Origin of the sequence: Syntrophothermus lipocalidus DSM 12680 (assembly GCF_000092405.1) — a bacterium.
Lineage (GTDB): Bacteria > Bacillota > Syntrophomonadia > Syntrophomonadales > Syntrophothermaceae > Syntrophothermus > Syntrophothermus lipocalidus.
The window spans coordinates 345,632-372,167 of the sequence record NC_014220.1; the positions used below are offsets into that span (position 1 = coordinate 345,632).

Annotated in this window: 29 protein-coding genes; 25 read left to right on the forward strand and 4 right to left on the reverse strand. The window is 51.1% G+C overall.

All coding sequences use genetic code 11. From position 1 onward, the window contains the following. The first annotated feature begins 238 nt into the window (after positions 1 to 238). From SLIP_RS01630 to SLIP_RS01660, 7 genes are all read left to right on the forward strand, one after another. A complete protein-coding gene (locus SLIP_RS01630; RefSeq protein WP_013174522.1) occupies positions 239 to 598 on the forward strand; it encodes a DUF134 domain-containing protein in 360 nt (119 codons plus the stop codon). 224 nt (positions 599 to 822) lie between these two features. After that, positions 823 to 1,164: a NifB/NifX family molybdenum-iron cluster-binding protein gene (locus SLIP_RS01635; RefSeq protein ID WP_013174523.1), complete on the forward strand. Its 342-nt coding sequence runs from the start codon at positions 823 to 825 to the stop codon at positions 1,162 to 1,164. 17 nt (positions 1,165 to 1,181) lie between these two features. Beyond that, a complete protein-coding gene (locus SLIP_RS01640; protein ID WP_013174524.1) occupies positions 1,182 to 1,538 on the forward strand; it encodes a NifB/NifX family molybdenum-iron cluster-binding protein in 357 nt (118 codons plus the stop codon). Positions 1,539 to 1,550: 12 nt separating this feature from the next. Further along, a complete protein-coding gene (locus SLIP_RS01645; protein WP_013174525.1) occupies positions 1,551 to 2,396 on the forward strand; it encodes an ATP-binding protein in 846 nt (281 codons plus the stop codon). Further along, positions 2,393 to 3,250: an ATP-binding protein gene (locus SLIP_RS01650; RefSeq protein WP_013174526.1), complete on the forward strand. Its 858-nt coding sequence runs from the start codon at positions 2,393 to 2,395 to the stop codon at positions 3,248 to 3,250. Before SLIP_RS01645 ends, SLIP_RS01650 begins: the two co-directional genes overlap by 4 nt. Continuing rightward, complete coding sequence (locus SLIP_RS01655) at positions 3,243 to 4,106, forward strand: Mrp/NBP35 family ATP-binding protein (RefSeq protein WP_013174527.1); 864 nt, start codon at positions 3,243 to 3,245, stop codon at positions 4,104 to 4,106. The genes SLIP_RS01650 and SLIP_RS01655 overlap by 8 nt, the downstream gene beginning before the upstream one ends. A 130-nt stretch (positions 4,107 to 4,236) precedes the next feature. Next, the gene (locus SLIP_RS01660; protein WP_013174528.1) at positions 4,237 to 4,515 is read left to right on the forward strand and encodes a DUF5320 domain-containing protein; all 279 of its coding nucleotides are present in this window, start codon (positions 4,237 to 4,239) and stop codon (positions 4,513 to 4,515) included. Between the two features lie 305 nt (positions 4,516 to 4,820). On the opposite strand, the gene SLIP_RS01665 is transcribed toward SLIP_RS01660, so the two are convergent. Beyond that, a complete protein-coding gene (locus SLIP_RS01665) occupies positions 4,821 to 5,729 on the reverse strand; it encodes a C1 family peptidase (protein ID WP_013174529.1) in 909 nt (302 codons plus the stop codon). A gap of 398 nt (positions 5,730 to 6,127) precedes the next feature. On the opposite strand from SLIP_RS01665, the gene SLIP_RS01670 reads away from it, so the two are divergent. From SLIP_RS01670 to SLIP_RS01680, 3 genes are read left to right on the forward strand one after another with little or no spacing between them, the layout of a single operon-like run. Further along, the gene (locus tag SLIP_RS01670) at positions 6,128 to 7,282 is read left to right on the forward strand and encodes a hypothetical protein (protein WP_013174530.1); all 1,155 of its coding nucleotides are present in this window, start codon (positions 6,128 to 6,130) and stop codon (positions 7,280 to 7,282) included. Between the two features lie 24 nt (positions 7,283 to 7,306). Beyond that, complete coding sequence (locus tag SLIP_RS01675; protein WP_013174531.1) at positions 7,307 to 8,065, forward strand: PRC-barrel domain-containing protein; 759 nt, start codon at positions 7,307 to 7,309, stop codon at positions 8,063 to 8,065. A gap of 16 nt (positions 8,066 to 8,081) precedes the next feature. Beyond that, entirely contained in the window at positions 8,082 to 9,434 is a 1,353-nt protein-coding gene (locus SLIP_RS01680) for a VanW family protein (protein WP_169303741.1), read from the forward strand. A 428-nt stretch (positions 9,435 to 9,862) separates the two neighbouring features. Here SLIP_RS01680 and SLIP_RS01685 read toward each other — a convergent pair whose 3' ends face one another. Further along, positions 9,863 to 10,228, reverse strand: coding sequence for a hypothetical protein (locus SLIP_RS01685; protein ID WP_013174533.1), 366 nt, complete (start codon positions 10,226 to 10,228; stop codon positions 9,863 to 9,865). Between the two features lie 5 nt (positions 10,229 to 10,233). Next, complete coding sequence (locus SLIP_RS01690; protein WP_013174534.1) at positions 10,234 to 10,545, reverse strand: YbaB/EbfC family nucleoid-associated protein; 312 nt, start codon at positions 10,543 to 10,545, stop codon at positions 10,234 to 10,236. Between the two features lie 291 nt (positions 10,546 to 10,836). Between SLIP_RS01690 and trxA the strand changes: the two genes are divergently transcribed. Continuing rightward, positions 10,837 to 11,163, forward strand: coding sequence for a thioredoxin (gene trxA, locus SLIP_RS01695; protein WP_013174536.1), 327 nt, complete (start codon positions 10,837 to 10,839; stop codon positions 11,161 to 11,163). Positions 11,164 to 11,510: 347 nt separating this feature from the next. Here trxA and SLIP_RS01700 read toward each other — a convergent pair whose 3' ends face one another. After that, a complete protein-coding gene (locus tag SLIP_RS01700; protein WP_013174537.1) occupies positions 11,511 to 12,800 on the reverse strand; it encodes a replication-associated recombination protein A in 1,290 nt (429 codons plus the stop codon). Positions 12,801 to 12,956: 156 nt separating this feature from the next. On the opposite strand from SLIP_RS01700, the gene mnmA reads away from it, so the two are divergent. The 14 genes from mnmA (at position 12,957) to SLIP_RS01765 (ending at position 26,460) form a co-directional block, all read left to right on the forward strand. Continuing rightward, positions 12,957 to 13,979 (forward strand): tRNA 2-thiouridine(34) synthase MnmA, encoded by a 1,023-nt coding sequence (mnmA, locus tag SLIP_RS01705; RefSeq protein ID WP_013174538.1) that lies wholly within the window; start codon positions 12,957 to 12,959, stop codon positions 13,977 to 13,979. A gap of 65 nt (positions 13,980 to 14,044) precedes the next feature. Continuing rightward, positions 14,045 to 14,512 carry a PRC-barrel domain-containing protein gene (locus tag SLIP_RS01710; RefSeq protein WP_013174539.1) on the forward strand — a complete coding sequence of 156 codons (468 nt, stop codon included), beginning with the start codon at positions 14,045 to 14,047 and terminating at the stop codon, positions 14,510 to 14,512. Then, on the forward strand, positions 14,509 to 14,682 hold the full coding sequence (locus SLIP_RS12685; RefSeq protein WP_013174540.1) for a hypothetical protein: 174 nt from the start codon (positions 14,509 to 14,511) through the stop codon (positions 14,680 to 14,682). Before SLIP_RS01710 ends, SLIP_RS12685 begins: the two co-directional genes overlap by 4 nt. Positions 14,683 to 14,762: 80 nt before the next feature. Then, complete coding sequence (locus SLIP_RS01715) at positions 14,763 to 15,788, forward strand: AI-2E family transporter (RefSeq protein WP_013174541.1); 1,026 nt, start codon at positions 14,763 to 14,765, stop codon at positions 15,786 to 15,788. Positions 15,789 to 15,847: 59 nt separating this feature from the next. Next, positions 15,848 to 18,481 carry an alanine--tRNA ligase gene (gene alaS, locus SLIP_RS01720; protein WP_013174542.1) on the forward strand — a complete coding sequence of 878 codons (2,634 nt, stop codon included), beginning with the start codon at positions 15,848 to 15,850 and terminating at the stop codon, positions 18,479 to 18,481. 207 nt (positions 18,482 to 18,688) lie between these two features. Beyond that, positions 18,689 to 18,943, forward strand: coding sequence for an IreB family regulatory phosphoprotein (locus tag SLIP_RS01725; RefSeq protein ID WP_013174543.1), 255 nt, complete (start codon positions 18,689 to 18,691; stop codon positions 18,941 to 18,943). 48 nt (positions 18,944 to 18,991) lie between these two features. After that, positions 18,992 to 19,957 (forward strand): aldo/keto reductase, encoded by a 966-nt coding sequence (locus tag SLIP_RS01730; RefSeq protein WP_013174544.1) that lies wholly within the window; start codon positions 18,992 to 18,994, stop codon positions 19,955 to 19,957. Positions 19,958 to 19,969: 12 nt separating this feature from the next. Further along, a complete protein-coding gene (gene ruvX, locus SLIP_RS01735; RefSeq protein WP_013174545.1) occupies positions 19,970 to 20,404 on the forward strand; it encodes a Holliday junction resolvase RuvX in 435 nt (144 codons plus the stop codon). A 55-nt stretch (positions 20,405 to 20,459) separates the two neighbouring features. Then, on the forward strand, positions 20,460 to 20,768 hold the full coding sequence (locus SLIP_RS01740; protein ID WP_013174546.1) for a DUF1292 domain-containing protein: 309 nt from the start codon (positions 20,460 to 20,462) through the stop codon (positions 20,766 to 20,768). Between the two features lie 65 nt (positions 20,769 to 20,833). Further along, on the forward strand, positions 20,834 to 22,300 hold the full coding sequence (locus SLIP_RS01745) for a VanW family protein (RefSeq protein ID WP_013174547.1): 1,467 nt from the start codon (positions 20,834 to 20,836) through the stop codon (positions 22,298 to 22,300). Between the two features lie 37 nt (positions 22,301 to 22,337). Next, positions 22,338 to 23,360, forward strand: a complete 1,023-nt coding sequence (mltG, locus tag SLIP_RS01750) for an endolytic transglycosylase MltG (RefSeq protein ID WP_013174548.1) — start codon at positions 22,338 to 22,340, stop codon at positions 23,358 to 23,360. A gap of 366 nt (positions 23,361 to 23,726) precedes the next feature. After that, entirely contained in the window at positions 23,727 to 24,953 is a 1,227-nt protein-coding gene (locus SLIP_RS01755; RefSeq protein WP_013174549.1) for a peptidase U32 family protein, read from the forward strand. Next, positions 24,940 to 25,164 carry a DUF4911 domain-containing protein gene (locus SLIP_RS01760; protein WP_148216489.1) on the forward strand — a complete coding sequence of 75 codons (225 nt, stop codon included), beginning with the start codon at positions 24,940 to 24,942 and terminating at the stop codon, positions 25,162 to 25,164. The genes SLIP_RS01755 and SLIP_RS01760 overlap by 14 nt, the downstream gene beginning before the upstream one ends. A 453-nt stretch (positions 25,165 to 25,617) precedes the next feature. After that, positions 25,618 to 26,460 carry a phosphate ABC transporter substrate-binding protein gene (locus SLIP_RS01765; protein ID WP_013174551.1) on the forward strand — a complete coding sequence of 281 codons (843 nt, stop codon included), beginning with the start codon at positions 25,618 to 25,620 and terminating at the stop codon, positions 26,458 to 26,460. Positions 26,461 to 26,536: the final 76 nt, after the last annotated feature.

The window sequence follows — 26,536 nt, forward strand, 5'->3', positions numbered from 1 at the left end:
GCCAGATAGAGAGAAGGGTTACCTTTCTGAGGCCGCCAACTTGTTGCGGTGAATCGGTTATCGGGGTCGGCCATAATGGGCAGAATATTCTTATATTGACATATGTTCAGAATCATTTTATCATGTAATTTGAACTTATGCTCAGTACGTGCGGACGATTTTAAACAGCAGGGAGTGAAACGAGCATTGCCTAGACACAGAAAACGGAGAAGGGTCGGGCACGTACCCATGTGTTCGCTTGTGTTCGCTGTTCAAACCGGCAGGGATTCCCGCTTACGACCTTGAAGAGGTTGTTCTGAGGATCGAGGAGATGGAAGCTATCAGGCTCAAAGATCTGGTGGGGTTAGACCAGGAGGCCTGTGCCGAAAGGATGGGTGTTTCTCGACCGACTTTCCAGCGCATCCTGGTGGAAGCCAGGCGGAAAGTGGCAGAGGTTTTGATCGAAGGCAAGGCGTTGCGCATCGAAGGAGGGGCTTATCATCTCGATCCGGAGCATTTGCAGTGCCCGCGCTGCCAGTACAGCCTGATTGAAAAAGGAAGTGTTAAGTGTCCCAAATGCGAGCAGGTGCTGGGACATTACGAGGACAATGGATTGTAGAGGGTGATGTTCCCAACTTTAGCATATCGTGGCAAGTATTTGCGCCACTCTGTACCGAAGATAGAATCTATTTTCCACGTCCTACTGACGCTTTTACGTGTCATGATGGTCTGCATCGACCAATGTCCAAACAAGATGCTAATACTAAAAACAATTATGTCTGTGCAAATCCGCGATAAATCTGTGTGTATCTGTGGTTATAACCAAAAATAGGAGGTGAAGACATGAAAGTAGCTATGAGCGTGGAACAAGATTCTGACAACGCGAGAGTAGACGAGCGTTTCGGGCGTTGCCGCTACTTTGCAGTTGTTGACACTGATACGAAAAGCGTGACTTTCGTGGCCAACGATGCGTCCGAAAGTAGCGGGGCTGGGGTCAAGGCTGCCCGTGCGTTGCTGAAACAGGGAATCGATGCGGTGATTGTGGGCAACATAGGGCCAAAGGCCTTTGAGGTTTTAGCCAGGGCTGGCATTCCGGTTTATGGAGGATTGACCGGCACCATCCAGGAAAGCCTGGAACTATTCATCCAAGGCAAATTGGGGAAAATGGACATGCCTAATAATTAAACTAGGGGGTTATAAAGATGAGGATTGCGGTGGCAAGAGAAGGGGATATGGTGTCCGAACATTTTGGACACTGTGAACAGTTCGTCCTGTTCGATGTCGAGGGGACAAATGTCACCAACATGACGACAGTAGATAATCCAGGGCACCAGCCCGGGTTTCTGCCGGGGTTTCTAAAGGATAAGGGAGTGGACGTGGTGATAGCCGGCGGTATGGGACCTAAGGCGGTGGAGCTGTTTCAGAGTTTGGGCATAAAAACCATAACCGGTGTACGTGGATCCATCCGCGGTGCTGTTGAAGCATACGTGGCCGGAGAACTTAAAGGGACAGGTGAGGTGTGTGACCATCACGGAGGGCACGACTGCGAGCACCGGTGAGGGGGCAAAACCGTGGTTATCGTAGTTGCCAGCGGGAAAGGCGGTACCGGCAAAACTACAGTGGCTACAAACCTAGCAGCCAGTTCAGCCGAGCATCAGCCGGTGCAGTTTTTGGACCTGGACGTGGAAGAGCCTAATGCCCACGTGTTCCTGAAGCCGGAGATTAGCGAGCGAACCGAGGTTTACACCCAAGTGCCCTCTGTAGATTACGGGCTTTGCAATCTATGTGGTTTGTGCGGGGATGTCTGTGCTTTCAATGCTCTGGTACCTTTGACGGAAGAGATACTGTTTTTCCCGGAGCTCTGCCACTCATGCGGGGTTTGTTCGTATTTTTGCCCGACGAAGGCCATTTCGGAGGTGGAACGGGAGGTCGGGGTAATCGAGGGAGCTGAAATAGATAATATCGTCTTTGCTCAGGGGAAGCTCCATATAGGGGAAGTAGCGGCTCCAACTGTTATCCAGGCACTGAAGCACAGGATAATGAAAAACCGGTTGGTTATAATGGATGCTCCTCCGGGCACGTCGTGCTCGGTGGTAGAAGCGGTTAGAGGTGCGGATTTTTGCCTGCTTGTAACTGAGCCTACCCCTTTTGGCCTGAGCGACTTGAAGTTGATGGTGGACCTTGTGGGTCAGCTCGAGATCCCGGCAGGCATCATAATCAACCGGTATCGAGAAGGATGGGACAGAATCGATTGCTACGCTGAAGAAAGGGGCATTCCCGTACTGATGCGCATCCCTTTTGATCGCGAGATAGCCTTCTGTTATGCGGAGGGGAGGCTTTTTACCAGAAGCTTACCGCGGTATGCGGGCATGTTTGCCGGGCTCGTTGGCAAGATAGAGGGACTGGTGATAAGATGAAAGAGTTGGTGATAATCAGTGGTAAAGGGGGGACCGGCAAAACCTGTTTATCCTCATCTTTAGCGGTGCTGGCAGGTAGTTCTGTGATTTGCGACTGCGACGTGGAGGCACCCAACCTTCATATCCTTTTGCAGCCTCAACCGAGGGAGTCGGAGGCTTTTTCAGCCTCGCGGCGAGCGTGGTTGGATCCGGAGAAGTGCGTAAAGTGCGAATTGTGTATGGAAATCTGCCGTTTCGGCGCCATTAGTGATTACCAGGTTTCGGACCTAGACTGCGAAGGCTGCGGTTTTTGCTCCCGTATCTGCCCGGTAGAAGCGATCCGCATGGAAGACCGCGTTTCCGGAGAATGGTACCGGTCGGAGACGGTTTACGGGCCCATGTTTCACGCGCGGCTGCGGGCGGGGCAGCCGAACTCCGGTAAACTGGTAGCTCTTCTAAGGCGTAAAGCGAAAGAAGCGGCGAAGACCAATGGGAGGCGTTACATCATAACCGACGGACCTCCTGGTACCGGATGCCCGGCCATAGCGGCTATTACAGGATGTAGCCTGGCGGCTATCGTTACGGAACCGACGCTTTCTGCTATCCACGACATGCAGAGAGTCATAGAACTCTGCGAGCATTTCAAGGTAAGGTTCGGGGTAGTAATCAACAAGTGCGATCTCAGTCCCATCAAAACCCAAGAAATAAAGGAGTTTTGCAGGGATAAAGGGATTGCGGTTTGGGGATCTGTCCCTTACCGCGAAGACTTTTTGCACGCGATTGATTGCTGCTTACCCCCTGTGAGTTATTCTAAAGATATAGCCGAAATCGTGAAACCTATTTGGAAAGAAATGGAGGTATGTTTGAGTGAGTAACGGTGAGAGTTGCAAAACCTGTCCCTCAAGCCAAGATGGGAGCTGCAGTCAAGCTCAGTCCATCGAGGAAAAGTCTCTGGTAGGTTGCTTTAACCACGTCAAGAACATGATCGCGGTGATGAGCGGGAAAGGCGGGGTAGGCAAGTCTACGGTCAGCAGTCTTCTCGCTCTCAGCCTGAGACAGAAAGGCTACGAGGTCGGGATACTGGATGCGGACATCACAGGTCCTAGTATTCCAAAAGCGTTCGGCATTGCGAGGAGCCCGGGCGTGACCCCGTTCGGCATACAGCCGCCGGAAACCCGGACCGGTATCAAGCTCATGTCCATCAACCTGCTCTTGCCCAACGAGGATGATCCCATAATCTGGAGAGGTCCGCTTCTCGCCGGGGGGGTAAAGCAGTTTTGGGAGGAAACGGACTGGCGCGAACTGGATTTCATGATCGTGGACCTTCCACCCGGCACCGGGGATGTGCCTCTAACGGTCTTGCAGAGCCTGCCGGTTACCGGAGTAGTGATAGTCACATCCCCGCAGGACCTGGTATCGATGGTGGTCAAAAAATCGATAAAAATGACACAAAAGCTGGACAAGCCTATTTTGGGACTGATTGAAAACATGAGCGGTGTGGTATGCCCGTGCTGCGGAACCTTCCTGGAAGTCTTCGGGCGCAACCGCGGCCAAAAAGTCGCGGAGGAAATGAACATTCCTTATTTAGGGAGCTTGAAGTGGGATCCTGAGTTAATCGAGATGGCTGACGAAGGTACTATTGAAGACTACAAGTCGGAAGCAGTAGAAGAGATAACGGTAAGGTTGCTCGAAGAGGTGAAAGGGAAAAACCCTGCGCCTGAAGAGGCTTAGTTCTGAGTTGAATTTTTATAATTTAATACCCGAGATAATTGACATATGTTCAAAATGGGGTTAGAATTAAATCGAGCATATGACCAAATTGATATGTTCTTTTGGATAATTATCTCGGGAGGTGAACAGAATGCCTGGATTTAACGGAACCGGACCGTTGGGATATGGACCGGGGACCGGAAGGGGTTTTGGACCCTGCGGAGCTGGCCGGCGTATGGGAAGAGGCTTGGGCCGGGGATTTTTCGGCTTGGGCGGCAGAGGATTTGGAAGAGGTTTCGGCCGCGGTTTCTGGGGCTTTTTCGGAGGCTTCCCCGGCCAGAATCAGGAGGCTTTGAAAAATTACCGCCGGTACCTGGAACAAGAGCTAAAAGCGGTAGACAGTTACCTGGAAGACGCTAAGGAAGATTAACATTTCGATTATGAGGCACCCTCCACAACGGCCTCTAGGCCGCACACAATATGAATTGAGCCGTCGCTTTTGACGGCTCGATTTTTCGATGCTTGAACTCACACTGCCCTTCAACACCATTTACCACACCCAAGAAATGGAGCCTGGCAACGTTGATCAGCGTCCTATTTCGGGGGCAGACTCCCATGACACTTGAAAGTGCCACCACTGGAGAAAATGAAACCCTTGTTCTAGGTAGTGATGGAGATATTTTAGAGGTAAAAGGGATATCTGTGTCCATCTGTGGCGGTTTTTGGGAGCAAGTGTCAGGTGTTGATTTTTAGCTTCTGACCGGCCCTAGCTAGGTCATCCTGCAGAGGCTTGATTACCTGTTCTACTGCTTCCTCCTTGGTAGCGAACAGTCCCATGTGGACCAGCCAGGCTCTGCGGCTGCCCTTGCGCCACGGCGAAACAAAGATCTCGTAAACTTTGGGTTCGGGTTGAACTACCAGATCGGTTATGGTCCATATTTCGGAGAATGGATAATCGAAGGGCAAGGTACAATAACCCCCCAACTCTCCCCAGTCTTTTCCCCACGAATTCAGGGCTAACCACCGGTTATCTTTGGTCCAGCCCACCAGAACCAGGGCGTGAAACCCGTACATATTCTCTTTGATGGGGTCGGGTCTGGGCAGGTGGCCTCCCTGGTAAAAGCTGTCATAAACTGGAATCACTGCCATCACCGGACCCAGATCCATTAAGGCGGATTTGATTTCCTCAACCCGATAAGCCGCGGCGTAAGCCTTGATTCTTTGCGGGTAGGCGTCATGGTGCATGGCCTCGGTTATCATAGTAGCTGCTACCGGGTATGGGTAAATCCCCGGAAGCAATTGCTCCCGGCATACTCCGCGTTTGAGCAGGATTTCTAAGGCCTCACGCGGTATCATCCCTTCACCCCGATAGTGTTTTTGCTCTCGGGCTCCGTAGATGTAAGCAGCGGAGTAACGAGTGTACGTATTCCTTTCTTTTTGTTCTTGAATTTCTTTGATTGCTTTCAGAGAATAGGCTACGCAGGCTCCTACATCATCTTGATCGTAAGGCTCTGGTATCAGAGGCGCTACCTTGAATTCAACCGGGAAAGACCTCTCGACTTGCACAAAACGGGCAACGTGAAAATCGCGGTGATCTTTGGGGCTGGGAATAGCCCCGAGTTTGCGGTGACGGTAGTCGGACATGAAGTCCCTCCTCTCCCTGATTAGCTCTTTAATTAGGACCTAGGCAGTAAATAGTTGGTGAAACCAGCAGGAACTAAGACAGGGCTGTCGAATAACACAATATTTGGAACAAATGACATTAACCTTGGTCAATACATAATACGGGTCTCTCCCACGTTTTGCTCCGCCAAGGTACATAGGCGTGCACTGACTCAGTGTTCAGAACATCTTAAAATGCCTGTAGTTACAAAGCCAGCCGACCATTGTGTACCGAGATAGCTCGATCATTTATGGTGCTGAGCACGCGGTTAGCGGCTATTTTTGAATCAGACTGCAAAGTTGATTAGCTGTTGCACCTGGAGGTGAAAGAAGGAAAAAGACGGACCTTGTCGAAGAAAAAACTGGGGAGGTTTGCATCTGTGTTGGAATACCTGGCCGTGGCCTTGGTGATTTTTGTGCCGGTGGCAGTGGTGGGCTCTAAGTGGCTTCAAAAACGGGGACTGAGCCCCAGAGCGATTGGGCTTTTATTGATGGTTGCTTTGGTGCTGGTTGGATTGTTCCCCGTCCTGGCGTCGAATTTGAACCCGTTTGCTTTTGCCGGGCTGCATGTGGTAATTTTTGCAGGAGCAGGTCTGTTGATTTGGACCTGGGGGAAGCCTCAGCTAGCCGCGTCGGATCAAGCAGGGCAAAGCTCCTATTTGGAGTCTTGCGAAGCAATGAGCGAAGAGCTTGTTCTTGTTGAAGAAGGCACTCCCAACGATGGTCGGGCGACGAGTGAGATAGAATCGGAGGAGCACGCAATCGTTATAGAAACAGAACCGGAAGAAGAAAGCCCGCCGGTACTGGTTGGTCCAGATTCAGCCGCAGGTACCAGGAACGTAATAGAAGAGTTGGGAATTTTGGCCTCTGAAGTTGAACCGGCAACAGAAGGCGAAGCAGGTGCGAGTGGTGGAACCGAAATATCGGCTCCGGATAAAGAAGCAGAGCTCTTGGGTGGTGAGGGGCCAGAATTGACGCAACACCTTGCGGTACCGCTTGAGGGTCCGGAGAGACAAACAGCGGGCGAAGTCGGGTTCATAGGAGAGGGTGTTCTCGATTCGATCGAACTGCCCGGGCCTGTGGGTACTGGAGCGGAAGATGAAGCCCCGCAACCCGATACTCCGGCTGTTGAAGAACCGCCGGCAGAAACGGGAGCCGCCATTGAAAACTTGATAGACAGGGGATTTAGAGCCAAGTCCGAGGGAGACTATGGTGAAGCTGCGAGCAGCTTCTTTGCAGCTTGGAAGGTATCTACCCAGCCTGAACTTCACTTTATGTTAGGCATGGAACTGGTTACCCTTTACCGCGAGACAGGAGACTACAGTAAAGCCTTAGAAGTATTGGATGCTCTGGCTCAAAACGGGGCAATCGGTGAGGCGAGAAGCGAAACGGCGTTCCGGGAGAAAAAGTTGCTTGAAATCACGAAAAGGCTTTTGCAGGAGATCGGTATGCCCGATTTACCAGCTTCACAAATTCCGAGGTTGATAAGGCGCAGGGCTTGGGAAGAGTTTATTTCTGCGTATCATAATAAATAATCAAACGGGAAGGGAGTTAGGTCCATGAAAAAAACCCAGGAGATCATTGGGCTGCCGGTTTTTTCTATAGTCGATGGGAAGGAGGTTGGGCAGGTAAAGGACTTGGTGATCAATCCGGAAGAGGGTTCGATTGAATACCTTTTGGTGAACGGGGGCAACTGGTACGTGGGGGCCAAGGTTCTTCCCTACCGTGCTGTCATGGGGATCGGGGCCCATGCGGTCACGACTGAGAGTGAGAACCTTTTGACCAATTTGAACGAGTCGACCAATGCCAGCGTCCTTCTCCAGCGAAACATCAAAGTGAAGGGGACAAAGGTCTTGACCAAGAAAGGTAACCTGCTGGGTGTGGTCAGCGAGTATGAGGTGGATGAAAACACCGGTAAGATAACCAGTTTGGAGTTTAAATCCCTGGATGGAGAAGGCGAAACCACGGTGATCAGGGCTAATCAGGTTCTTACCTTTGGTAAGGACGTACTGGTAGTGGAAGAGAAACTGGGCGAGGTTGGGCCTACCCGCCGCCCGTCGACAACCGGGGAAGTAGCGGCATCCGGGAACGAAGGCCAAAGCGTTTCGGGAGAGGAGTCAGGACGAGAATCCGCGGCAACCAAGCTGTTTGTGGAAAGGCAGAGACAGTTCCTCATGGGCAAGAGGGTTATTCAGGAGATTAGAGACGATGCCGGCAATGTAATCATACCCGAAGGTGCTCTTATAGACGAAGCTGTTTTGGATATCGCCGAGGCCCACGGTAGGCTTATCGAACTATCACAGAATATCAAACCGTAAGTAGGAGAAGCTTATGTTGCCTGACAGGAAACAGCTGTGGTGGGGATTGACCGGTGCGGTCATAGTGTACATCATCACGGTTTTGGGCACGTCTCTGGTTTTGACTGCAAAGGATAACGGGAGAATCCCGCCTAACACCTTCATTGCAGGTATCCCGGTAGGAGGATTGCCCTACGAAAAAGCCAAAGAGAAACTTTTGGCCGGTATCTCCGAACGGATTGATAATGGAGTAGTGTTTTCATCAAAGGATAAGAACGTGAGTGTAGCTCGACAGGATTGCCATATAGGGATTGATATAGAGCAAAGCCTAGCCCGTTGTCAGGATGAGGGATGGGCTGGTTGGCAGGGAATGGTAATTCATAGTTTGAGCCGAGCCAAACGTCGAGACTTACTCATAGTTTTTACTTGGAATCGTGGGAATCTAGAACAAGTAATTAGAAAGCTGAGCTCCGAATTTGATGTTCCCGCTAAGGACGCGCGGATAATATGGCGGGACGATTCTCTGGAATACATACCTCATGAAAACGGGCGAAAGGTTGACCAAGAGACAACCCTTCGACGCTTAGAACAGAGTCTAGCTGCAGGTAAACTGGGGCCTGTGTCCATCGCTTTTAAAACCGTTTACCCCCGGGTAAAGCTGGATGATATCAAAACAGTCAAAGATACTCTAGGTGTATACGTGACCACCTTTGACCCGAACCAGAAGGCTCGTACCAATAACCTTAAGCTTGCGGCCGCTTCTATCGACGGAACCATAATCATGCCGGATCAAGTCTTCTCGCTAAACGAGGCTCTAGGGCCTAGAAGCGAGAAGGATGGTTATCAAAAAGCCCCTGTTTTTGCTAATAACCGGGTAGTACAGGATGTTGGCGGGGGAATATGCCAGGTGGCTACCACTCTGTACAACGCGGTGTTGCAGGCAGGTTTGGAAATAATCGAGCGCCGGCCTCACTCCCGTCCTATCAGCTATGCTCCTTTAGGTCTAGATGCTACTATATCGTCGACTGCAGGAACGGACATGAAGTTCAGGAACAACACGGATTTCCCTGTTATGATTTCAATATCGGTCAAAGATGACAAACTGATTGCCAGGATTTTCGGGTGCCAGACGTATGCCGGCCGGAAAATAAGGGTGGAGACTGAAAAAAAAGAGATCCAGCCCCGAGTGGTTGTTAAAAGCGATCCGGCGCTGCCGGAGGGAAGTCGCGTGGTAAAACAGGCAGGGAAGAAGGGGTATCTGGTCAAGATATACCGCGTGGTTTCCGAAAATGGCCGCGATGTAGAAAAGACTCTCTTGTCCGAAGATTATTACCGGCCAACGGATATGATTATACTGGTGGGGCCCAACGGTTCAGGCGAGATGAAGTGAGGGCCGGGGGAGGATATTGAGAATGCCGTCTTTATAAGGAGAAGAAGCCGCATTATAGCGGCTTCTTCGTATTAGTATGAGCCCCAGCCGTCAAAGCAAAACAGCAGGATTATTAGGAGTAGGATTAACAAAAAGCCGTTGTCGCGTCCGCAACCATCCATTTTCATCTACTGGCCTCCTTTCATGTCGAGGTGGCTAGCCCGTCGAAGAGGGGGATAAGGCCTGGTCGATCTACCCCTCCTTCGCAGCAGTTAACCCACCGGACTAGTGGTCAAAGACATTCGAGCAGGTCATATCCTGGGGTTAATACATGTTATGAAACGCGCATTAACATGGTTACTGTGCTCCTGTTATTCCTCGCGGGAAAGGGGTAGACTTGTAATGGTTAACTAGCCTCGACATGGGCTGGAGGCAGAGGATGGTATTAATCAGTCGCTTACCGCTGGTGCTTCGAGGTTTTCTTCATTTTTTTTCTTGTTAAGGTTGGCCAGCAGGTTCAGAAGGAGCATCAAGGTTTGGGGGTTCAAATTCTGAGTATTAGTGGTTTCTCCCGAACTTAATTTTAAGGAACTGAGCAGACCGGCTAAGAGGTCTCGGGTTTCCGCGGCCGAATTCTCCACCATAGGGGCGGGTTGCACCTGGGAATGAGTCGAAATGTAGTTGATTATCCCTAGAAGGTTGACGAGCGAGAGCAGGCCGACTAAACTGGGAATATCGAGGTGCCCGTTTTTGCCCGGGACAGTGACCTCGTACACGATAGTTGACAGCAGTTTGACAAGGTCTTGTTTGTCCATGGTTTTCACTCCTTTATGTGAAGCAGGTTAATGGCTTTGGCGGTTTCCTCTATCATCTTATCGCGGGCCATTTTAATAGCTCGGTTGATGGTTTCGACCACACTGGACTTGAGGATACCGGCCTTACTGGGAGAGAGAAGGCTCGTATCGATGAAAATATCTAGGACCTCCTGTTGGTAATTCATGGAAATAGAGACTAGGTTGTTCTGGGAGTTGACCGTGAATACTCCTTTTTTGAGGGATTTATCGATGTCAACCAAGCGCTGGCGAAGTTGTTCGGCGCTATTCAACATGCGGGAGAGGTCTTCGGTTTCCACTTTATCACCTCCGGTCTGGCATGGGAGTTCTATAAAATTATATTCAAGGCTGGTTTTTTTAGCTTAGGTAAAAAAAGGAGGCAAACACAAAATGGAGGAATTAAGACAAGTTGTCAAAAGGGAATTCTTGCGTACCCTGTTTTGGGCGGTGATATCATTGGCCTTGGCGGTTACTATTGGTCACTTGGTGTTATAATTTAAGAAAAAGGATTTTTGGCTCGAGAAGTTGGGTGTTTGGTCAGGGTTTCCACGGGCCAGTGTTTACCGCGGAAATGAAAGGAGGAAGTTGTTATGTCAGCGGTGCAACAATTCGGGGTGAATGACTTTGATGCTGAGGTATTAAAATCCGATATTCCAGTCCTGGTAGACTTTTGGGCGGCATGGTGCGGTCCTTGTAGGATGGTGGGACCGGTGGTGGAAGAGATTGCCCAGGACTTCGCTGGCCGTTTAAAAGTGGGCAAGGTAAATGTAGACGAGAACCGGACACTGGCTGCAAAATACGGGATCATGAGTATACCAACCCTGATTATTTTCAAAAATGGGCAGGAAGAAGAACGGTTGATCGGCTACCAGAGCAAAGGCGAGCTGGCAGCTGCTATCGAGAAGGTTTTAGGGTAGGACGATCCACAGATGAACACGGATTAGCACAGATTCACACTGATATTTCAAATAATTCAGACGCAGACTGACGCAGATTTTGACTCCTGTATTCTAGTAATACTAATGGTTTTGCTGCGGAATCCTTTTCAACGCCTTGATAAACGTATGATTATAAAATAAACATTGGTTTCAACCCCAAATAATCGCCTAGTGCAGCGTGTATGAATAACAACGCGTGTATAAATATAATATGCTTAGGTAAAATCAGTAAATAACAATAATAGACTATAGTGTGTGGCAAATCTGCGTTAATCAGCGTCTAAAATATCAGTGTCAATCAGTGCCGTATCTGTGTGTATCTGTGGCTAGCTTTTAACTTGTTTTTCGCGGCCGTTGCCGGAAGGGTGGTAAAATCGTTTACCTTCGAGTTCCGGCGGGAGGTATTGTTGGTCAACGTAGCCCCCGAAGTCGTGGGGGTATTTGTAACCGACTCCCCGACCCAGGATTGCGGCCTTGGGATGAGAAGCGTCGGCGATATGAAGGGGAACCTTAATCAAAGGAAGATCCCGGACTGCTTCTAGGGCTTCGTCGATGCCTACCTTACTGGAATTGCTCTTGGGGGCCAGGGCCAGATACAGCGAGGCCTCGGCCAAGGGGATGCGGGCTTCTGGGAGCCCCACCAGTTCTACGGCTTGCGCGGCAGCGGTAGCGATCAGCAAAGCTTGAGGATCTGCTAGCCCGATGTCTTCGGCCGCGTGTATCACCAGCCTGCGGGCTATAAACCTGGGGTCTTCGCCTCCCTCGAGCATTACTGCTAACCAAAAGAGCGTAGCATCTGGATCCGAGCCGCGGATGCTTTTAATGAAGGCGGAAATGGTGTCGTAATGATGATCCGCCTTTTTGTCGTAATTGATTACCGTTTTCCTGTGCACCTCCGCGACTTCCTGGGGAGTAATGAGCAGCCGTTCCCCTTCCCGGTACTTTGCCAGAAAGAGGTTTTCTACCAGGTTGAGGGCGGTGCGGGCGTCCCCTTTTGCTGCGATGACGACGCTTTTTAGGGCTTCCTCCGTTATTTCGATCCCGTACTTGCCCAAGCCTCGCTCTTTATCGTTCAAGGCCCGAAGGAGGATGCGTTCGATTGCCTGTTCATCCAGGGGTTCCAGTACATATATATGGGTCCTGGATAGCAGGGCCGAATTTATCTCGTAGAGCGGGTTCTCGGTAGTCGCGCCTATTAGAATGAAGATGCCTTCTTCGACCATGGGGAGGAGGGCATCTTGCTGAGCCTTGTTGAAACGGTGGATCTCATCCAGAAACAAGATGGTTCGCTGTCCGTAGAATTTCAAACGCTGTCCTGCCTCACCCGCCAGTTGGCGGATGTCCGCCGTGGTAGTGCTGACTGCCTTCAAGTACTCGAAGTGGGAACGTGTCTTCTTGGCTATGATGTTCCCCAGGGTAGTCTTCCCGGTCCCAGGAGGGCCATAGAGTATCATGGAATGCAATTGGTCTCTTTCTATCATGCGGCGAAGAGGTGCCCCCGGACCGACCAGGTGTGCCTGCCCTTCGATTTCGTCAAGATCCTTTGGCCGCATCCTAAACGCCAAAGGGGACCAAGCCTGAGGTTGGTTTTGGCTTTGATAAGAGAAAAGATCCATAAAAAACTCCCTTCAAAGTGACCTAACGCTCGTTTGCGTATAATTTAGAACTGGAATGAAGAGTTAAGAATTAAGAATTAAGAATGGACAATGGAAACGGCAATTCTGCATTCTTAATTCTCAATTCTTAATTCAATTATAGCTTACGGAGGAAGTATGAGCGAAAGGGTTGCAGTGCTTATGAGCGGGGGAGTAGACAGCGGCGTTGCCGCCCTGCTTCTCAAGGAACAAGGCTACGATGTTATCGGGTTGACCATGCTGAACTGGTCGGCCGAAGTTTGCCAAAAGGCAGCAGAAGTTGCTCGTTTCCTGGGGATTAGCCACCACGTAGTAGACCTGCGTGCTGAGTTTAAACGCCAGGTCATCGACTACTTTTGCCGAACGTACGAGGAAGGATTGACTCCCAATCCTTGCGTTGTGTGCAACGAGTTTGTCAAGTTTGGACTGATGCTCGAGCAGGCCTGGGACGTAGGATGCCGGTGGGTGGCTACCGGGCATTACGCGCGGGTGGAACTTGACGAGACCACCGGGAGACATCTACTCAAAAAAGGGGTCGACCCCAAAAAGGACCAATCGTATTTTCTCTATCGGCTTAAGCAGAACCAGCTATGCCGTTTATTGTTCCCATTGGGTAACATGACCAAACAGGAGACGAAATCAATCGCCGCAAAATATGGGCTGCCCGTGGCCAAGGCAGAGGAAAGCCAGGAAGTTTGTTTCATAGAAGGGGATTACCGCCAATTTCTGGCGGCCAAAGGGGTAAAAGGGGTTCCGGGGCCAATACGGGACCAAGAAGGGAATGTGCTGGGGACTCACCAGGGCTTGATCTCATATACGGTTGGACAAAGGCGTGGCCTGGGCCTTAGGGCCGGTCGGCCTTTCTACGTGATTGACCTGGACACCAGAAACAACACGCTGGTGGTGGGGGAAGAAAAGGAGCTTTACCGCCAGGAACTTTTGGCTACAGACAATAATTTTATCCCCTTCGAATCCCTGACGGAGCCGCTAATGGTTGAAGCAAAAATACGATATACGGCCCCGTTGGCACAGGCTCGCCTTACTCCCGTGTCTGGAGGGATAAAGGTCGAATTCGTTCATCCCCAGAGAGCCGTTACCCGTGGCCAATCGGTCGTGTACTACCAGGGGGATGTAGTGGTGGGTGGCGGGATAATAGCTTAGAACCGGAATGAATCTGTCCCCAGGGGAAATAATATAAACGTCTCTGGTCGAAGGGAGAGAAGACGTTGAAGGCTAGGAGCCTCCTGGGCATGCCTACAGTGGTCCCGGCAAGAGGAGAGATAGTGGGCAGGGTGTGTGACCTGGTAATCGAAGAGTTTGACCTGAAAGGATTGCTGGTCGAGGAAGAAAACGGTAAGGTTGGATTTATCGAACAGGAAGGCTTTAGTATAGGGGAAGATGCTGTTTTATTGAATGAAGGTGCAGGTTTAAAACCGTATCAAGGAAGGGGAAAATCATCATATAAGGATAAAATGGGTGAAACCATTTTCGATAGCGATGGACGCGAGATCGGCAGGGTTAGTGACCTGGTCATCGACGAAGAGACGAAGGGGACGATCGCGGTTGAGATCTCGGGTGGGGTTATTCAAGATTTTCTGGCAGGCAGGCGGGAGGAAATACCTATGAACTCCATCCGGGTTGACGGGTCGGACATGGTTGTTGTGGAATCCGAAGAAAGGAGTGGAAATGGTTGAATTGTCCAGTATGTGGCGGAGTGCAGGTGGGCAAGGTAGGGAACGACCAGTACTACTGCTGGAACTGTTTTGTCGAGTTCAATACTAGTAGAGGCAAGATTAGCCTGTATGAGGTGGCCGAGGACGGTAGCCTGGTATCCTTGAACGATTCTTTTGATATCGGGCGGTAAAAAGCCGCGCCTCGAGGTTGGGAAATGATACCTGGACGAGGAGGGTTGAACGTTTATTGAATTTCAGGAGGGGATGAAGCGTGTCGTCCCTTTTTCCTTCCCGGCGTTTACGGTATACGGTGATGATCCTGGTGGTCTTGGCCACCAGTTATTTTTTGTACCTGGTTCGACAGGTAATGACTCCTTTTGCGGTTGCTGTGGTGCTGGCATACCTGGTGTTTCCTGTTGTTCACAGGATTGAAAGAATAGGAATCGGTCGCAGTTACGCCATACTCTTAGTATATCTGGGCGCGGCAGCCGTGGCCGGAGCCGTCTTTTATTATGCGGTGCCGGCGATGGTGAGAGAAGTGGGGGCTGTAGGTGCTCTTATTCCTCATTATGTAGGCCAGGCAGAACAGATGGCCCATCGGGTGGAAAACATGGCTTTCAATGCAGACTCAATCGATCAAATGGTTGACGAAGCCGTCGAGAGGGGGCGAAGCTATTTATACGGTTTGTTTCGCCGGTTTTTGGAGGCTATTTTTAACTTCGCCCACAGCATACTCTCGATAATATTTGCACCCATTTTAGCCTTTTACTTGACAAAAGATTGGGAAAAGATCAGAGACGGCTTTCTCGATATCCTGCCGGTCAGTGCCCGGCAGGACACCATTAAGCTGGGGCGAGATATTGACGGGGTGCTGAAGGAGTTTATTAAAGGACATCTGTTGGTAGCTGTCCTGGTAGGCTCGATGACCGGCCTCGGGGCTGCCCTCCTCAAAGTGAAATTTGCGCTGTTGATAGGGATGATTTGCGCGGTAGCCGAGCTGTTTCCCTATTTCGGTCCAATTCTAGGAGCGATTCCGTCAGTGGGGCTTGCCTATGCGCAGTCTCCGCGCCTGGCTGCCTACGTTGCTTTTATTATTCTAGTAGTACAACAGGTAGAAGCTAGTATACTCTCGCCCCGCATCCTGGGAGGAAAAGTGGGCCTGCATCCCCTCGTTGTTGTATTTGCTCTTTTGGCTGGAGGTGAACTTTACGGTATTTGGGGTATGTTACTGGCAGTTCCTGTAGCCGCGGTTATTAAAATCCTGGGGAGTTTTTTCTTTTACAAAGTGGTGGAATAATTGACATGTCCCAACTTATAGAAGAAAATTAGAAAAAGTGCAAACGAGGGAGGATTTCAGTGCGGACCAGTAGCGAGATTCGTAAGATGTTTTTGGATTACTTTGCCGAGAACGGACATACCGTGGTCGAAAGTTCTTCGCTTGTACCCGCCAATGATCCAACTCTGCTTTTTACCAACGCCGGCATGAACCAGTTCAAAGACGTATTTTTGGGCATTGATAAACGCCCTTACACCCGGGCTACGTCGTCCCAGAAGTGTGTCAGGGCTGGAGGCAAACATAATGACCTGGAGACTGTAGGTCGAACTGCCCGTCATCATACTTTTTTCGAGATGCTCGGAAACTTTTCTTTCGGCGATTACTTCAAGCGGGAAGCCATTTTTTACGCCTGGGACTTGTTAACGAGGGTCATCGGGTTGCCACCGGAAAGATTATGGGTAACGATTTTTACCGATGATGACGAAGCCTTCGAACTGTGGCAAGAGATAGCGGGTATTTCCCCGCAAAAGATCGTGCGCATGGGCGAAAAAGACAACTTCTGGGCTATGGGCGATACCGGGCCTTGTGGTCCCTGCAGCGAGATCATATACGATCGCGGGGAGAAGTATCGCTGTGATGCCCCTCTCTGTGCTTTGGGTGTCTGCGATTGTGACCGCTGGCTGGAGATATGGAACCTGGTTTTCATGCAGTTTAACCGGGACGAAGCCGGTAACCTGACCCCGCTCCCCCGTCCCAGTATCGATACCGGAATGGGGCTAGAACGCATTACCTCCATTTTGCAAGGTGTTGATAGTAACTTCGATACCGACCTCTTTATTCCCATTATCCAAAAAATCGAGGAGATGACAGGCAAGAAATATGATCGGGGGCCCGGGGGATTTCCTTTCCGCGTGATAGCGGACCACAGCCGGGCCTGCACGTTCCTCATCGGTGACGGGGTTTTGCCCAGCAATGAAGGACGGGGCTACGTTTTGCGCCGTATTTTACGCCGGGCAGTGCGCTTTGGGAGGCTTTTGGGTATTGAGGCGCCTTTCCTGTACCGGATGGTTGGGGTTGTAGTCGACAAGATGAAAGATTCGTATCCCGACCTGGTGGACAAACAGGAGTTCGTGGCTAAGGTTGTAAGAATGGAAGAAGAGAGATTCTTTGTTACTCTTAACGAGGGGATTCGCAAGGTGGGCGAAATCATCGAACGGTGCCAGGCCGAGGGGAGAAAAGACATATCGGGGCAAGACGCCTTCATGCTTTACGATACTTACGGTTTTCCCTTAGATCTGACCGAGGATATGGCGGAAGAAAACGGCCTGGGGGTAAATAAGGAAGATTTCAACAGGTTGATGGAAGAACAACGGGAGCGGGCCCGGAGGGCACAAAAAGGAGAGGACGCGTTCGCCCAAGAGAAGCGCTTGGCCGAGATGCTGGAAGGTATACCTTCTACCGACTTTGAGGGATATCAGCGTTTGTTTACTCTGACCCAGATTCAGGCCATCATCAGCGGGGACGAAGAACTGGATCTCATCCGGGATGGAGGAGCCATACTGGTGCTAGCCCAGACTCCATTCTACGCAGAAAGCGGCGGGCAGGTAGCGGATAAAGGAGTCATAAAGGGTTCAGAAGGCACTTTTATCGTGGATGACGTAAAAAAGGTAGCCGGATGGATACTTCACTACGGGCGGGTGCAGGGTATACTGGTCAAAAACGAAGAGGTTCAGGCCGAGGTGGACGAGCAGCGCCGACTGGCCACAGCCAGAAACCACACGGCAACGCATCTTTTGCACAGGGCTCTGCGCATGGTAGTGGGCGAGCACGCCCAGCAGAAGGGGTCTTTGGTCGAACCGGAGCGCTTGCGCTTTGACTTTTCCCATTTTGCGCCGTTGACCGAGGAAGAGATTCAGGCAATCGAGGATATTGTCAACCGCAAGATCTGGGACCTGGAAAAGGTAGAAGTGGATCTCGCTACTTTAGAAGAAGCCAAGCAGAAAGGGGCTATGGCGCTTTTTGGTGAAAAATATGGAGATGAGGTTCGCGTCATCAGTATCGGGGATTTCAGCATCGAGTTGTGCGGTGGCACCCATGTCGAGAACACCGGGCAAATAGGTCTATTCAAAATTATCAATGAAGGCAGCATCGGGGCAGGACTTCGGCGGGTTGAAGCTTTGACCGGTCCCAGGGCTTTGGATTATCTCAATGCCCAGGAGAGGGAGTTAAAGACAGCAGCCTCGGTTCTAAAGGTTCCAGCACAAGAGCTGGCCCAACGGGTGGAAAGCTTGAGCCGGGAGCTGAAAGAGAGCGAAAAAGAGATCGAAGCCTTGAAAAACAAGCTGGCCCGCCAGGAAGCGGCAGAGCTATTGCAGCAGGCCTTTGAGGTTAATGGGGTCAAAGTCTTGGTAGCAGAGATGAGCGGGCAAGACATGGCTGTGCTTCGACAGAACGGGGAGATGCTGAGGGACAAACTGGGCCGGGCGGTGGTGGTACTCGGTTCGGCTCGGGACGGCAAAGTCAACCTGGTGGTCTTCGTTGCCAAGGAACTGACCGACCGCCTGCATGCCGGCGAAATCGTGTCAGCGGCGGCGAAAGTGGTCGGCGGCGGGGGCGGGGGCCGGGCGGACATGGCCCAGGCCGGAGGCAAGATTCCCGAAAAACTTGGGGAAGCCTTACAGGAAGCCCGGGCTAAAATCGAGGCGAGTCTCTGAGTTTAGGAATAAGACGCAGATTAACGCTGATTGACTTTGGTTGATTTTGCGGATTGGAGCGAGTTACGTCAATCTTCCTCAACAGTGACGCCGAAAGGTGTCATAGGGTTTGCGGTTCGTCGTAAAGGGGGACAACAACAATTCGAGATGGGGAAAAAGAGGAAAGAATTGCTCGCATGTTGAAATATCTCTTCAGGGGGTGATATTATGCCCGAAGGGCCTGAAGGGACAGTCAGTTTTCAGCGGCCCAAGGATGGACAGGAAGCGGTGAGAGCCATTCTGGAGGCTGTATATAATGCGCTCAAGGAGAAAGGCTACAACCCTATCAACCAATTGGTCGGTTATATGATTTCCGGGGATCCGGCTTACATCACAAGTTATAAAGATGCTAGAAATCTTATCTGCAAAGTGGAAAGAGACGAAATACTGGAAGTATTGTTTGCCAACTATCTTGAGAAGTAGAAAGGGTACAGCCCATGCCTGGCATGGGCTTTTTGCTGGTGGTTGTCTATGAGTTCGGAATCTGACCGTCTACAGTACGTACGGCTGGGAAGAACTGGGGTGGTTATTTCCCGGCTCTGCTTTGGGGTACTCACCGTCGGGCCGTTACAGGCAAACCTGCCCTTGGAGGAAGGGGCGGAGGTCATAGCCTATGCGTTGAACCGAGGTATAAATTTTTTAGACACGGCTGAAGCTTATCAGACCTATCCTTACATACGGCGGGCTTTAGAACTCGCCCGGGTGCAGCCGGTGATCGCTACCAAGTCTTATGCTTACACTCGCCAGGGGATGAAGGAAAGCCTGGACCGGGCTCGAGATGAAATGGGCATTAAAACTGTAGACATTTTCTTACTCCATGAACAGGAGAACGAGCTGACCTTAGCCGGGCACAGGGAGGCGTTGGAGTTTCTTTTCGAGGCTCGAAGAAAAGGGTGGGTGCGAGCGGTAGGGATTTCTACACATTCGGTGCGCGGTGTTGTTGCAGGGACTAAAAACGAGGGGATCGAAGTCATACATCCTATTATTAACCTGACTGGGCTCGGCATTATGGACGGGTCACGGGAGCAAATGCTGGCAGCTGTGGCGTTGGCCCGTGAGAAAGGTAAGGGATTGTATGCGATGAAGGCTTTGGGGGGCGGGAACCTGGGCCAACAGGCACACCGAGCCTTGAGTTTTGTGAATTCCATCCCGTACATAGATGCGATTGCCGTCGGGATGAAGTCAAAAGCAGAAGTAGACCTTAACTTGACTTGGATACAGGGACGGCGCGACCAGGTGTTAGAAGAAATTGTAGGGGCGCAGGGCCGGAATCTCCTTATCGAATCGTGGTGCCGGGGCTGTGGATCCTGCTTGGAGGCGTGTCGCTACCAGGCTTTGGAGTTACAGGAGGGGCGGGTGGAGGTTAAAAAAGAGAAATGTATCCTTTGCGGGTACTGCAGTCGGTACTGCCCGGATTTTTGCATCAAGATTGTATGAGGGAGCATGCTTATGAGAATACTAGGACTTGATCCCGGGGAAAAAAGGATAGGAGTGGCAATAAGCGATGCTTTGGGAATTACCGCTCAACCTCTGACCTCAATCCAGCGTTCTAGCCTAAAAGCTGACATCGAAGCCATCAGGCAGATTTGCGAGACCTACCAGGTGGAGCACATCGTTTTGGGTCTGCCATTGAACCTGAACGGGAGCAGGGGGGAAAAGGCTGCCCAGTCGGCTAAACTGGCGCAAGAACTAAAGGAACATCTGAGCTTAGAGGTAACGCTATGGGACGAGAGGTTGAGTACAAAGGCAGTTCAAGGGGTGTTGTTGGAGGCGGACACTTCGAGACGCAAGCGGAAACGGGTGGTGGACAAGCTGGCGGCAGCTTATATCTTACAGGGATATCTTGACCGGATAGGCGGAAGTGGAACAAACAGGAGTGTTTGACAGTTGCAGGGGGATAGTATTAAAATGTCAATAGTCTTGAGAAGGGGTGAAGCGTTTGTCAGAAGAATACTTTGAAGATGAGATCGAGACCGTGTTGTTGACGGATGAAGAAGGGAACGAATACCTGTTTGAACTAATCGCCGAGCTGGAGCTAGAAGGAGAAAACTACAAGGTGCTGGTACCACTGGATGAAGAAGGGGAAGAAGGAGAAGAAGAAGAGGAGACTGAGGTAGAAATCCGGATTATGAAGACGGTCCGGGATGAAGACGGCAACGAGTTTCTATGCGATATCGAAGACGATGAGGAGTGGGAAAAGGTAGCGGATGCCTGGCAAGAACTAGTAGAAGACGAAGAATTGTTTTAGGCGGGTTGGTTTACCCGCCTTCTTCAATTGCCTAAATAGACGAGGGTTGGTGGAGGGAACAGGGGTTGTTACCTGAGAAGAAGGTTTGGCTGATAATCTCGACCGTGATTGCTGGGTTACTGGCAGGGTTAGGGCTTTACGGGTTTCAGGCAGTTTACGGAAGTGACCTTTTCCCGCCCGGAGTATACATAGGCGGGGCATCTGTGGGGGGGATGGATCGGGACGGTGCGGCGCAGGCCTTGGATGAATGGCTGAGGAGCATAGAACCTATTCCCGTAACTTTTATTTGTGGAGACTTTGTCTATCGTACCAACTTGGGGGAAATAGGCGGGCGGGTGGAGACCCAGAAAGTAGTTGATGAGGTGAGCTACTCAGTAGGTGAAGATTCCCCCTGGTGGAATAGGATATGGTCTCAGCGGACTCAGCAAGGCAATAGAACTTACCCGGTACCCATTACATATGACCGGGCAAAGGTCACCCGTGTGCTAGAATCCCTGCGGCCACAGGTTGAGATTCAGCCGGAGAACTGCCAAGTAAAGGTAAACAGTAACGGTACATTGAATATAGTCAAAGAAAAGGAAGGCAAGAAGCTGGATATACAGGCTACTTTGGAGAAGCTCCCAACCTCGCTCAATACTGCCGGTTTTGAGGTCCCTTTGGTTTGTAAGGCGGTGACTCCCGAGATACGGGCGGAAGATTTCCAAGACGTGCTTGAACTGGCCAGCTATAGTACCTTTTATGATTCGAGCAACGTGGACCGTTCTTACAACCTGACCACCGCGGCTCGGGCCTTGAACGGAGCTATGGTTCCGGCGGGACAGGAGTTTTCTTTCAACCGGAGGGTTGGGCCGAGAGAGCTGAAGACCGGGTATCGAGAAGCCCTGGTGATCCTCGGGGATCAGTTTGCGCCCGGGGTCGGAGGGGGCGTGTGCCAGGTGGTATCGACTCTATATAACGCTTGTTTGCTAGCCGGGTTGGAGATTGTCGAGCGTCACAATCACAGCGTGGCTGTTAGCTACGTGCCGGTTGGGCTCGATGCCACCGTTAACTATGGTAGCAAGGATTTTCGTTTTCACAACAACACCGGAGGGCCGGTTTACCTGGCGGCCCGGGCCGGGGGCGGCAAGATGACCGTGAAGATCTACGGACAGGCTTATTTCAAGCAGCGGATTAGATTGGAACGAGTGATTGATCAAACCGTTCCTTTTACGGTTACTGAGGTTCCCGACAAAGGACTGGCGCCTGGAGAAAAAAAAGTAAAGCAAGCCGGGGTGAGGGGCTATGCGGTGCGTTCGTTCCGTATTTTTTACGACGAGGCCGGGAACGTGGTACGCCGCGAAGCTTTGGGTCGGGACGTATACAAGCCCTTAAGTCAGATAACGCTGGTTGGGCCAGCGCTTCCGGTTTCTCCTCAGCCGGAGGTAACGGAACCTGAAGAGGAAGACCAAAAGCCGGTATCCCCACCGGCAGGGGAACAAGCGCAGCCAAATTCGGCCGAAGTCCCTAGTGAGCCGAGTGAAGCAGCGCAATGAAGCTACAATCATTTTTAGCGAGTGTCAGGATGGCGAAATGAGTGAAGTGCGAGTGGTCGGCGAAAAGAGAATAATAGCAGTGGTGCTGGTGCTCGCGGTTTTTATCCTAGCCGGGTTGGGCTGGCAACAGTTGCAGTGGTCGCTGGAGGCGGTTGATCGGCAAGACAAGGAACCGATAGAAGTCGTGATTCCGCCTGCTGCCAGTACCTCCGATGTAGCCGAGATACTGAAGGGCCATGATTTGATTCGGGACAAGTCGGTTTTTGTTATATACTGCCGGCTGCGCGGGGTTGACCAGAAACTTAAAGCCGGGACCTACGGGTTTAGCAAAAGTCAAAGCGTGCAGGATTTAGTGGATGACCTGGTCAAGGGACGAGTAATTACTCAGGTTTTTACAGTCCCTGAGGGTTACGACCTTGCCCAGATCGGACAACTGCTGGCGGAGAAAGGCATATGCGGTTATGACGAGTACAAACAGGCCTTGACCGGCGAGTATAATTATTCTTTTATGAAGGACATCCCGGCTCGCGATAACCGGCTGGAGGGTTTCTTGTTTCCTGACACCTATCAGGTGCCCCGGGGTATAACCGCCCGAGAGGTCGTGGACATGATGCTGGCCCGGTTTGACCAGGTCTGGAAAACCAGGTTTGAAAGCTCAGCCCGGCAGCAGGGACGGACGGTGTACGAGGTGGTGACTTTGGCTTCCTTGGTGGAAAAGGAAGCCAAGATCGACGAAGAGCGGCCTATAATCGCGGGGGTCTTGGAGAACCGCTTGCGCAAGGGCATGTTGTTACAGGTGGACGCGACTGTTCTTTATGGTTTGGGACAGCACAAGCAGCAAGTGACCTATGAGGATCTTAAGGTGGACTCCCCTTACAACACATACCGTTACCCGGGGCTGCCCCCAGGGCCCATTGCATCGCCTGGAGCTGCGTCTATTGAAGCAGTGCTCAATCCTGCCCGGCATGATTATTACTACTACGTGTATGTGGGGGATGGCCGCCACTACTTCTCCAGAACCTACGAGGAGCACTTGCAGGCGAAGAACAGCCACACATGAACACAGATGGTCACAGATATTATTTATTAGACGCTGAGTGACGCAGATTTTATATCTTAATATACAGAATTATTAATATGTTACATAAATAGTATAATTGCATAATATGCTTTACTATTCTTGACAGCATATACCTTGCTTAGCATTATATATGTTATATTTTCAGCACATGCTCATTTTAATTTTTTGTTCTGCGTTAGTCTGCGTCTAATTATAAACATCTGTGTAAATCAGCCCGGCACTCAGTTGGTTTAATTTGCGGGGCAGCAGCGCTTGGCACTCAAAAATGGCAGTCACTAAGAATTTAGAACTTGAACTGAGTGCCGGGTCTGTGTGTATCTGTGGCTGATTTTCAGGGGGATTGGCATGTCAATTAAGAAACCGGAGCTGGTGGCCCCTGCCGGAGATAAGGAAAAGGCGGAGGCTGCTTTTCTCTATGGGGCTGATGCCGTTTACGTCGGGGGTAGGGAATTCAGCCTCAGAGCCCAGGCTGGTAACTTCTCAGATGAAGAGATGGAAAAACTCGTGGCCATGGCCCGGGCTAAGGGAAAAAGGGTTTACGTGGCAGTCAATATACTGGCCCACAACCGGGATCTGGGCCGCTTAGCAATCTACCTGGCTTTTCTTCGAGAATTGAAGGTCGACGGGATAATATTGTCGGACCCCGGGGTGCTCGAACTGGCTAGAAGGTACGCGCCGGAAATCCCGGTTACCATCAGTACCCAGGCCAGCGTAGCCAATGTGCTGGCCGCCCGTTTCTATGAATCCCTGGGAGTAAAGCGAATAGTACTGGCTCGGGAACTGACTTTGGAAGAATTGAAAGAGATCCGGGAAAAGGTGAAGCTGGAGCTGGAGGTGTTCGTACACGGGGCCATGTGCGTTGCTTATTCCGGTCGATGCCTGTTGTCCAGCTTCATGACCGGTCGCAGCGGTAACCGGGGAGAGTGCGCTCATCCCTGCCGTTATCAATACTATTTGAGGGAGGAAAAAAGGCCAGGAGAATACTTTCCGATTGAAGAAGATGACCGCGGAACCTACATCCTCAACTCCAAAGACCTGTGTCTTATCGAGTATATCCCGCAGCTGATAGACATCGGGATCGATGCTTTCAAGATCGAAGGCAGGATGAAAAGCCCGCACTACGTAGCAACCACGGTTCAAGTTTACCGGGAAGCCATCGAGGCGGTTATGGAAGGCAGCCCCGGACGTGACTTAGACAAATGGTGGGAGGAGCTGAATAAAATCGCCAACCGGCCGTATACTACCGGGTTCTTGCTGGGGCCGCCCGTGGCCGGGCAGGATGTGCTGAAACTATCGAAACCCGCAGCCGTGGCCTTCTGCGGGATAGTCAGGGATTACTGGCCGGAAAAAGGGCTGGCCTTGGTGGAACAGAGAGCTCCTTTTGGTGTGGGTGATGTTATCGAGATCCTGCGCCCAGGGCTCGAGTCCTTGCGGATGAAACTAGAGGAGATACTGGATATGGACCTGGTTCCCCTGGAGCGGGCCCGTCACGCCCAGCAAAGGGTGTGGATACCCGTTAAAGAGCCGGTCCAATATTTCAACATACTGCGAAGGGTGGATGACCGTGGTTGACCCCGGTGATCAAGTTTTTTTACGCGTTGAAACCCAAAACATCGATTTTCTGAATCGCATCGTGGAAGGTTGGGATGGTCTCGGTATCGTATCAACTCTTGACCGTGACCAGGGCCTGGTCGTGATCCGGGTAACCCCTGACACTAAACCGGAGTTGTTAAACGTTGTTAGGTTTCTTCCTTTTCCGGCAGAGGTGCTGGAACAGAAGTAAAGTATCCTAGATTCTTGAGTTCCATGTACTTACGCAGAAAGGGAAATAATGTTCAGACTTGTCCAGCGAGAACGTTTAGGGTGAAATAAAAGTACAAGTTCCTTTTTTGATAACGCTTGCATTGTTGTTACAGGTTTGTTAAGGTAATGTCTGCCCCGAAAATGAGTTCGCCCGGCTAACACTTCTGGAAATGCTCTGCACAAGGCCGCATTTTTATTTTCTAGTGGTGGCATCGATAGATGTGATGAGGGTCTGCTAAAATTATCCTTTATACGGTTCGATGAAGACATACCGCCGGCAGACTGAGATCACCTGTCTTGGCCGGCGGTTTTTTTACTTGTTTTTAACCGAAATTGTACCTGCATTAACATTGGCATAATGTCAACTTGACTTTGCCTTGATACTGTAGAACCAGAAAGAACAGTTTACAAATTGAGAGGAGGCTGGTGGATCATGAGGAGAATCGTCTCAACGTTGGTTGCGGTGTTTTTGTTCTCGGTGCTCATATCTGGATGTGGCGGGAAAGCGGGAGCACCGAAAGATGGGGCAGGAAAAACCGAGGAGGGTTTGAAAGGTACCATTACGGTGGCGGGATCAACCTCGGTTCAGCCTTTTTCCGAGGTCTTGGCGGAAGCATTCATGGCCGAGAATCCTAAGGCCAGGGTTAACGTGCAAGGAGGAGGGTCGAGCCAGGGGATAGAGGCAGCCCGAAGCGGCGCAGCTGAGATCGGGGCCTCTTCGCGAGACCTGAAGCCGGAAGAAAAGGAAGGGATGCGGGAGTTTGTGATTGCCAAGGACGGTATTGTCGTAGTGGTAAACCCGGCGAACAAGGTTAACGAGCTGTCGGTGGCACAGGTGCGGGATATCTTTCTCGGCAAGATAACCAACTGGAAGCAGGTAGGAGGAGAGGATGCCCCGATTACCCTCGTCACCCGGGAAGCCGGTTCGGGGACCAGGGACGGTTTCGAGAACCTGGTCATGAACAAAGAGCCGATCAGCGACAAGGCCCTGGTGGCAAATTCTACGGGAGCAGTTAGAACCACGGTAGCCGGAGATAGGAACGCCATCGGGTACATGTCGATGGCAAGCATCGACTCTGGGGTTAAAGCCCTGGCGGTTGACGGGGTTAAGCCAGATAGAGAAACCGTAAAGTCGGGGCAGTACAAGATTTCGCGGCCGTTTATATACGTGACTAAAGGCGAGCCAACCGGTTTGGCCGAGGCTTTTATCGAGTTTGTGTTGAGCGAAGAAGGCCAGAAAATTATCGAGCGTGAAGGAGCTGTCGCCGTAAAGTGACGTGAAGGAATAGTGCTGGGAATAACAGCCTCCGGACGAGCCTAACCTAAGAAAAAGGCCTTCCGGAGGTATTGTT

What these genes read in the sequence shown, in the direction of transcription:
- SLIP_RS01635 (WP_013174523.1), top strand. Translation starts at nt 823, where the DNA reads ATGAAAGTAGCTATGAGCGTGGAACAAGATTCTGACAACGCGAGAGTA.
- SLIP_RS01640 (WP_013174524.1), top strand. Translation starts at nt 1,182, where the DNA reads ATGAGGATTGCGGTGGCAAGAGAAGGGGATATGGTGTCCGAACATTTT.
- SLIP_RS01650 (WP_013174526.1), top strand. Translation starts at nt 2,393, where the DNA reads ATGAAAGAGTTGGTGATAATCAGTGGTAAAGGGGGGACCGGCAAAACC.
- SLIP_RS01660 (WP_013174528.1), top strand. Translation starts at nt 4,237, where the DNA reads ATGCCTGGATTTAACGGAACCGGACCGTTGGGATATGGACCGGGGACC.
- SLIP_RS01665 (WP_013174529.1), bottom strand. Translation starts at nt 5,729, where the DNA reads ATGTCCGACTACCGTCACCGCAAACTCGGGGCTATTCCCAGCCCCAAA.
- SLIP_RS01675 (WP_013174531.1), top strand. Translation starts at nt 7,307, where the DNA reads ATGAAAAAAACCCAGGAGATCATTGGGCTGCCGGTTTTTTCTATAGTC.
- SLIP_RS01685 (WP_013174533.1), bottom strand. Translation starts at nt 10,228, where the DNA reads ATGGACAAACAAGACCTTGTCAAACTGCTGTCAACTATCGTGTACGAG.
- trxA (WP_013174536.1), top strand. Translation starts at nt 10,837, where the DNA reads ATGTCAGCGGTGCAACAATTCGGGGTGAATGACTTTGATGCTGAGGTA.
- SLIP_RS01700 (WP_013174537.1), bottom strand. Translation starts at nt 12,800, where the DNA reads ATGGATCTTTTCTCTTATCAAAGCCAAAACCAACCTCAGGCTTGGTCC.
- mnmA (WP_013174538.1), top strand. Translation starts at nt 12,957, where the DNA reads ATGAGCGAAAGGGTTGCAGTGCTTATGAGCGGGGGAGTAGACAGCGGC.
- SLIP_RS01725 (WP_013174543.1), top strand. Translation starts at nt 18,689, where the DNA reads ATGCCCGAAGGGCCTGAAGGGACAGTCAGTTTTCAGCGGCCCAAGGAT.
- SLIP_RS01730 (WP_013174544.1), top strand. Translation starts at nt 18,992, where the DNA reads ATGAGTTCGGAATCTGACCGTCTACAGTACGTACGGCTGGGAAGAACT.
- ruvX (WP_013174545.1), top strand. Translation starts at nt 19,970, where the DNA reads ATGAGAATACTAGGACTTGATCCCGGGGAAAAAAGGATAGGAGTGGCA.
- mltG (WP_013174548.1), top strand. Translation starts at nt 22,338, where the DNA reads ATGAGTGAAGTGCGAGTGGTCGGCGAAAAGAGAATAATAGCAGTGGTG.
- SLIP_RS01755 (WP_013174549.1), top strand. Translation starts at nt 23,727, where the DNA reads ATGTCAATTAAGAAACCGGAGCTGGTGGCCCCTGCCGGAGATAAGGAA.
- SLIP_RS01760 (WP_148216489.1), top strand. Translation starts at nt 24,940, where the DNA reads ATGACCGTGGTTGACCCCGGTGATCAAGTTTTTTTACGCGTTGAAACC.
- SLIP_RS01765 (WP_013174551.1), top strand. Translation starts at nt 25,618, where the DNA reads ATGAGGAGAATCGTCTCAACGTTGGTTGCGGTGTTTTTGTTCTCGGTG.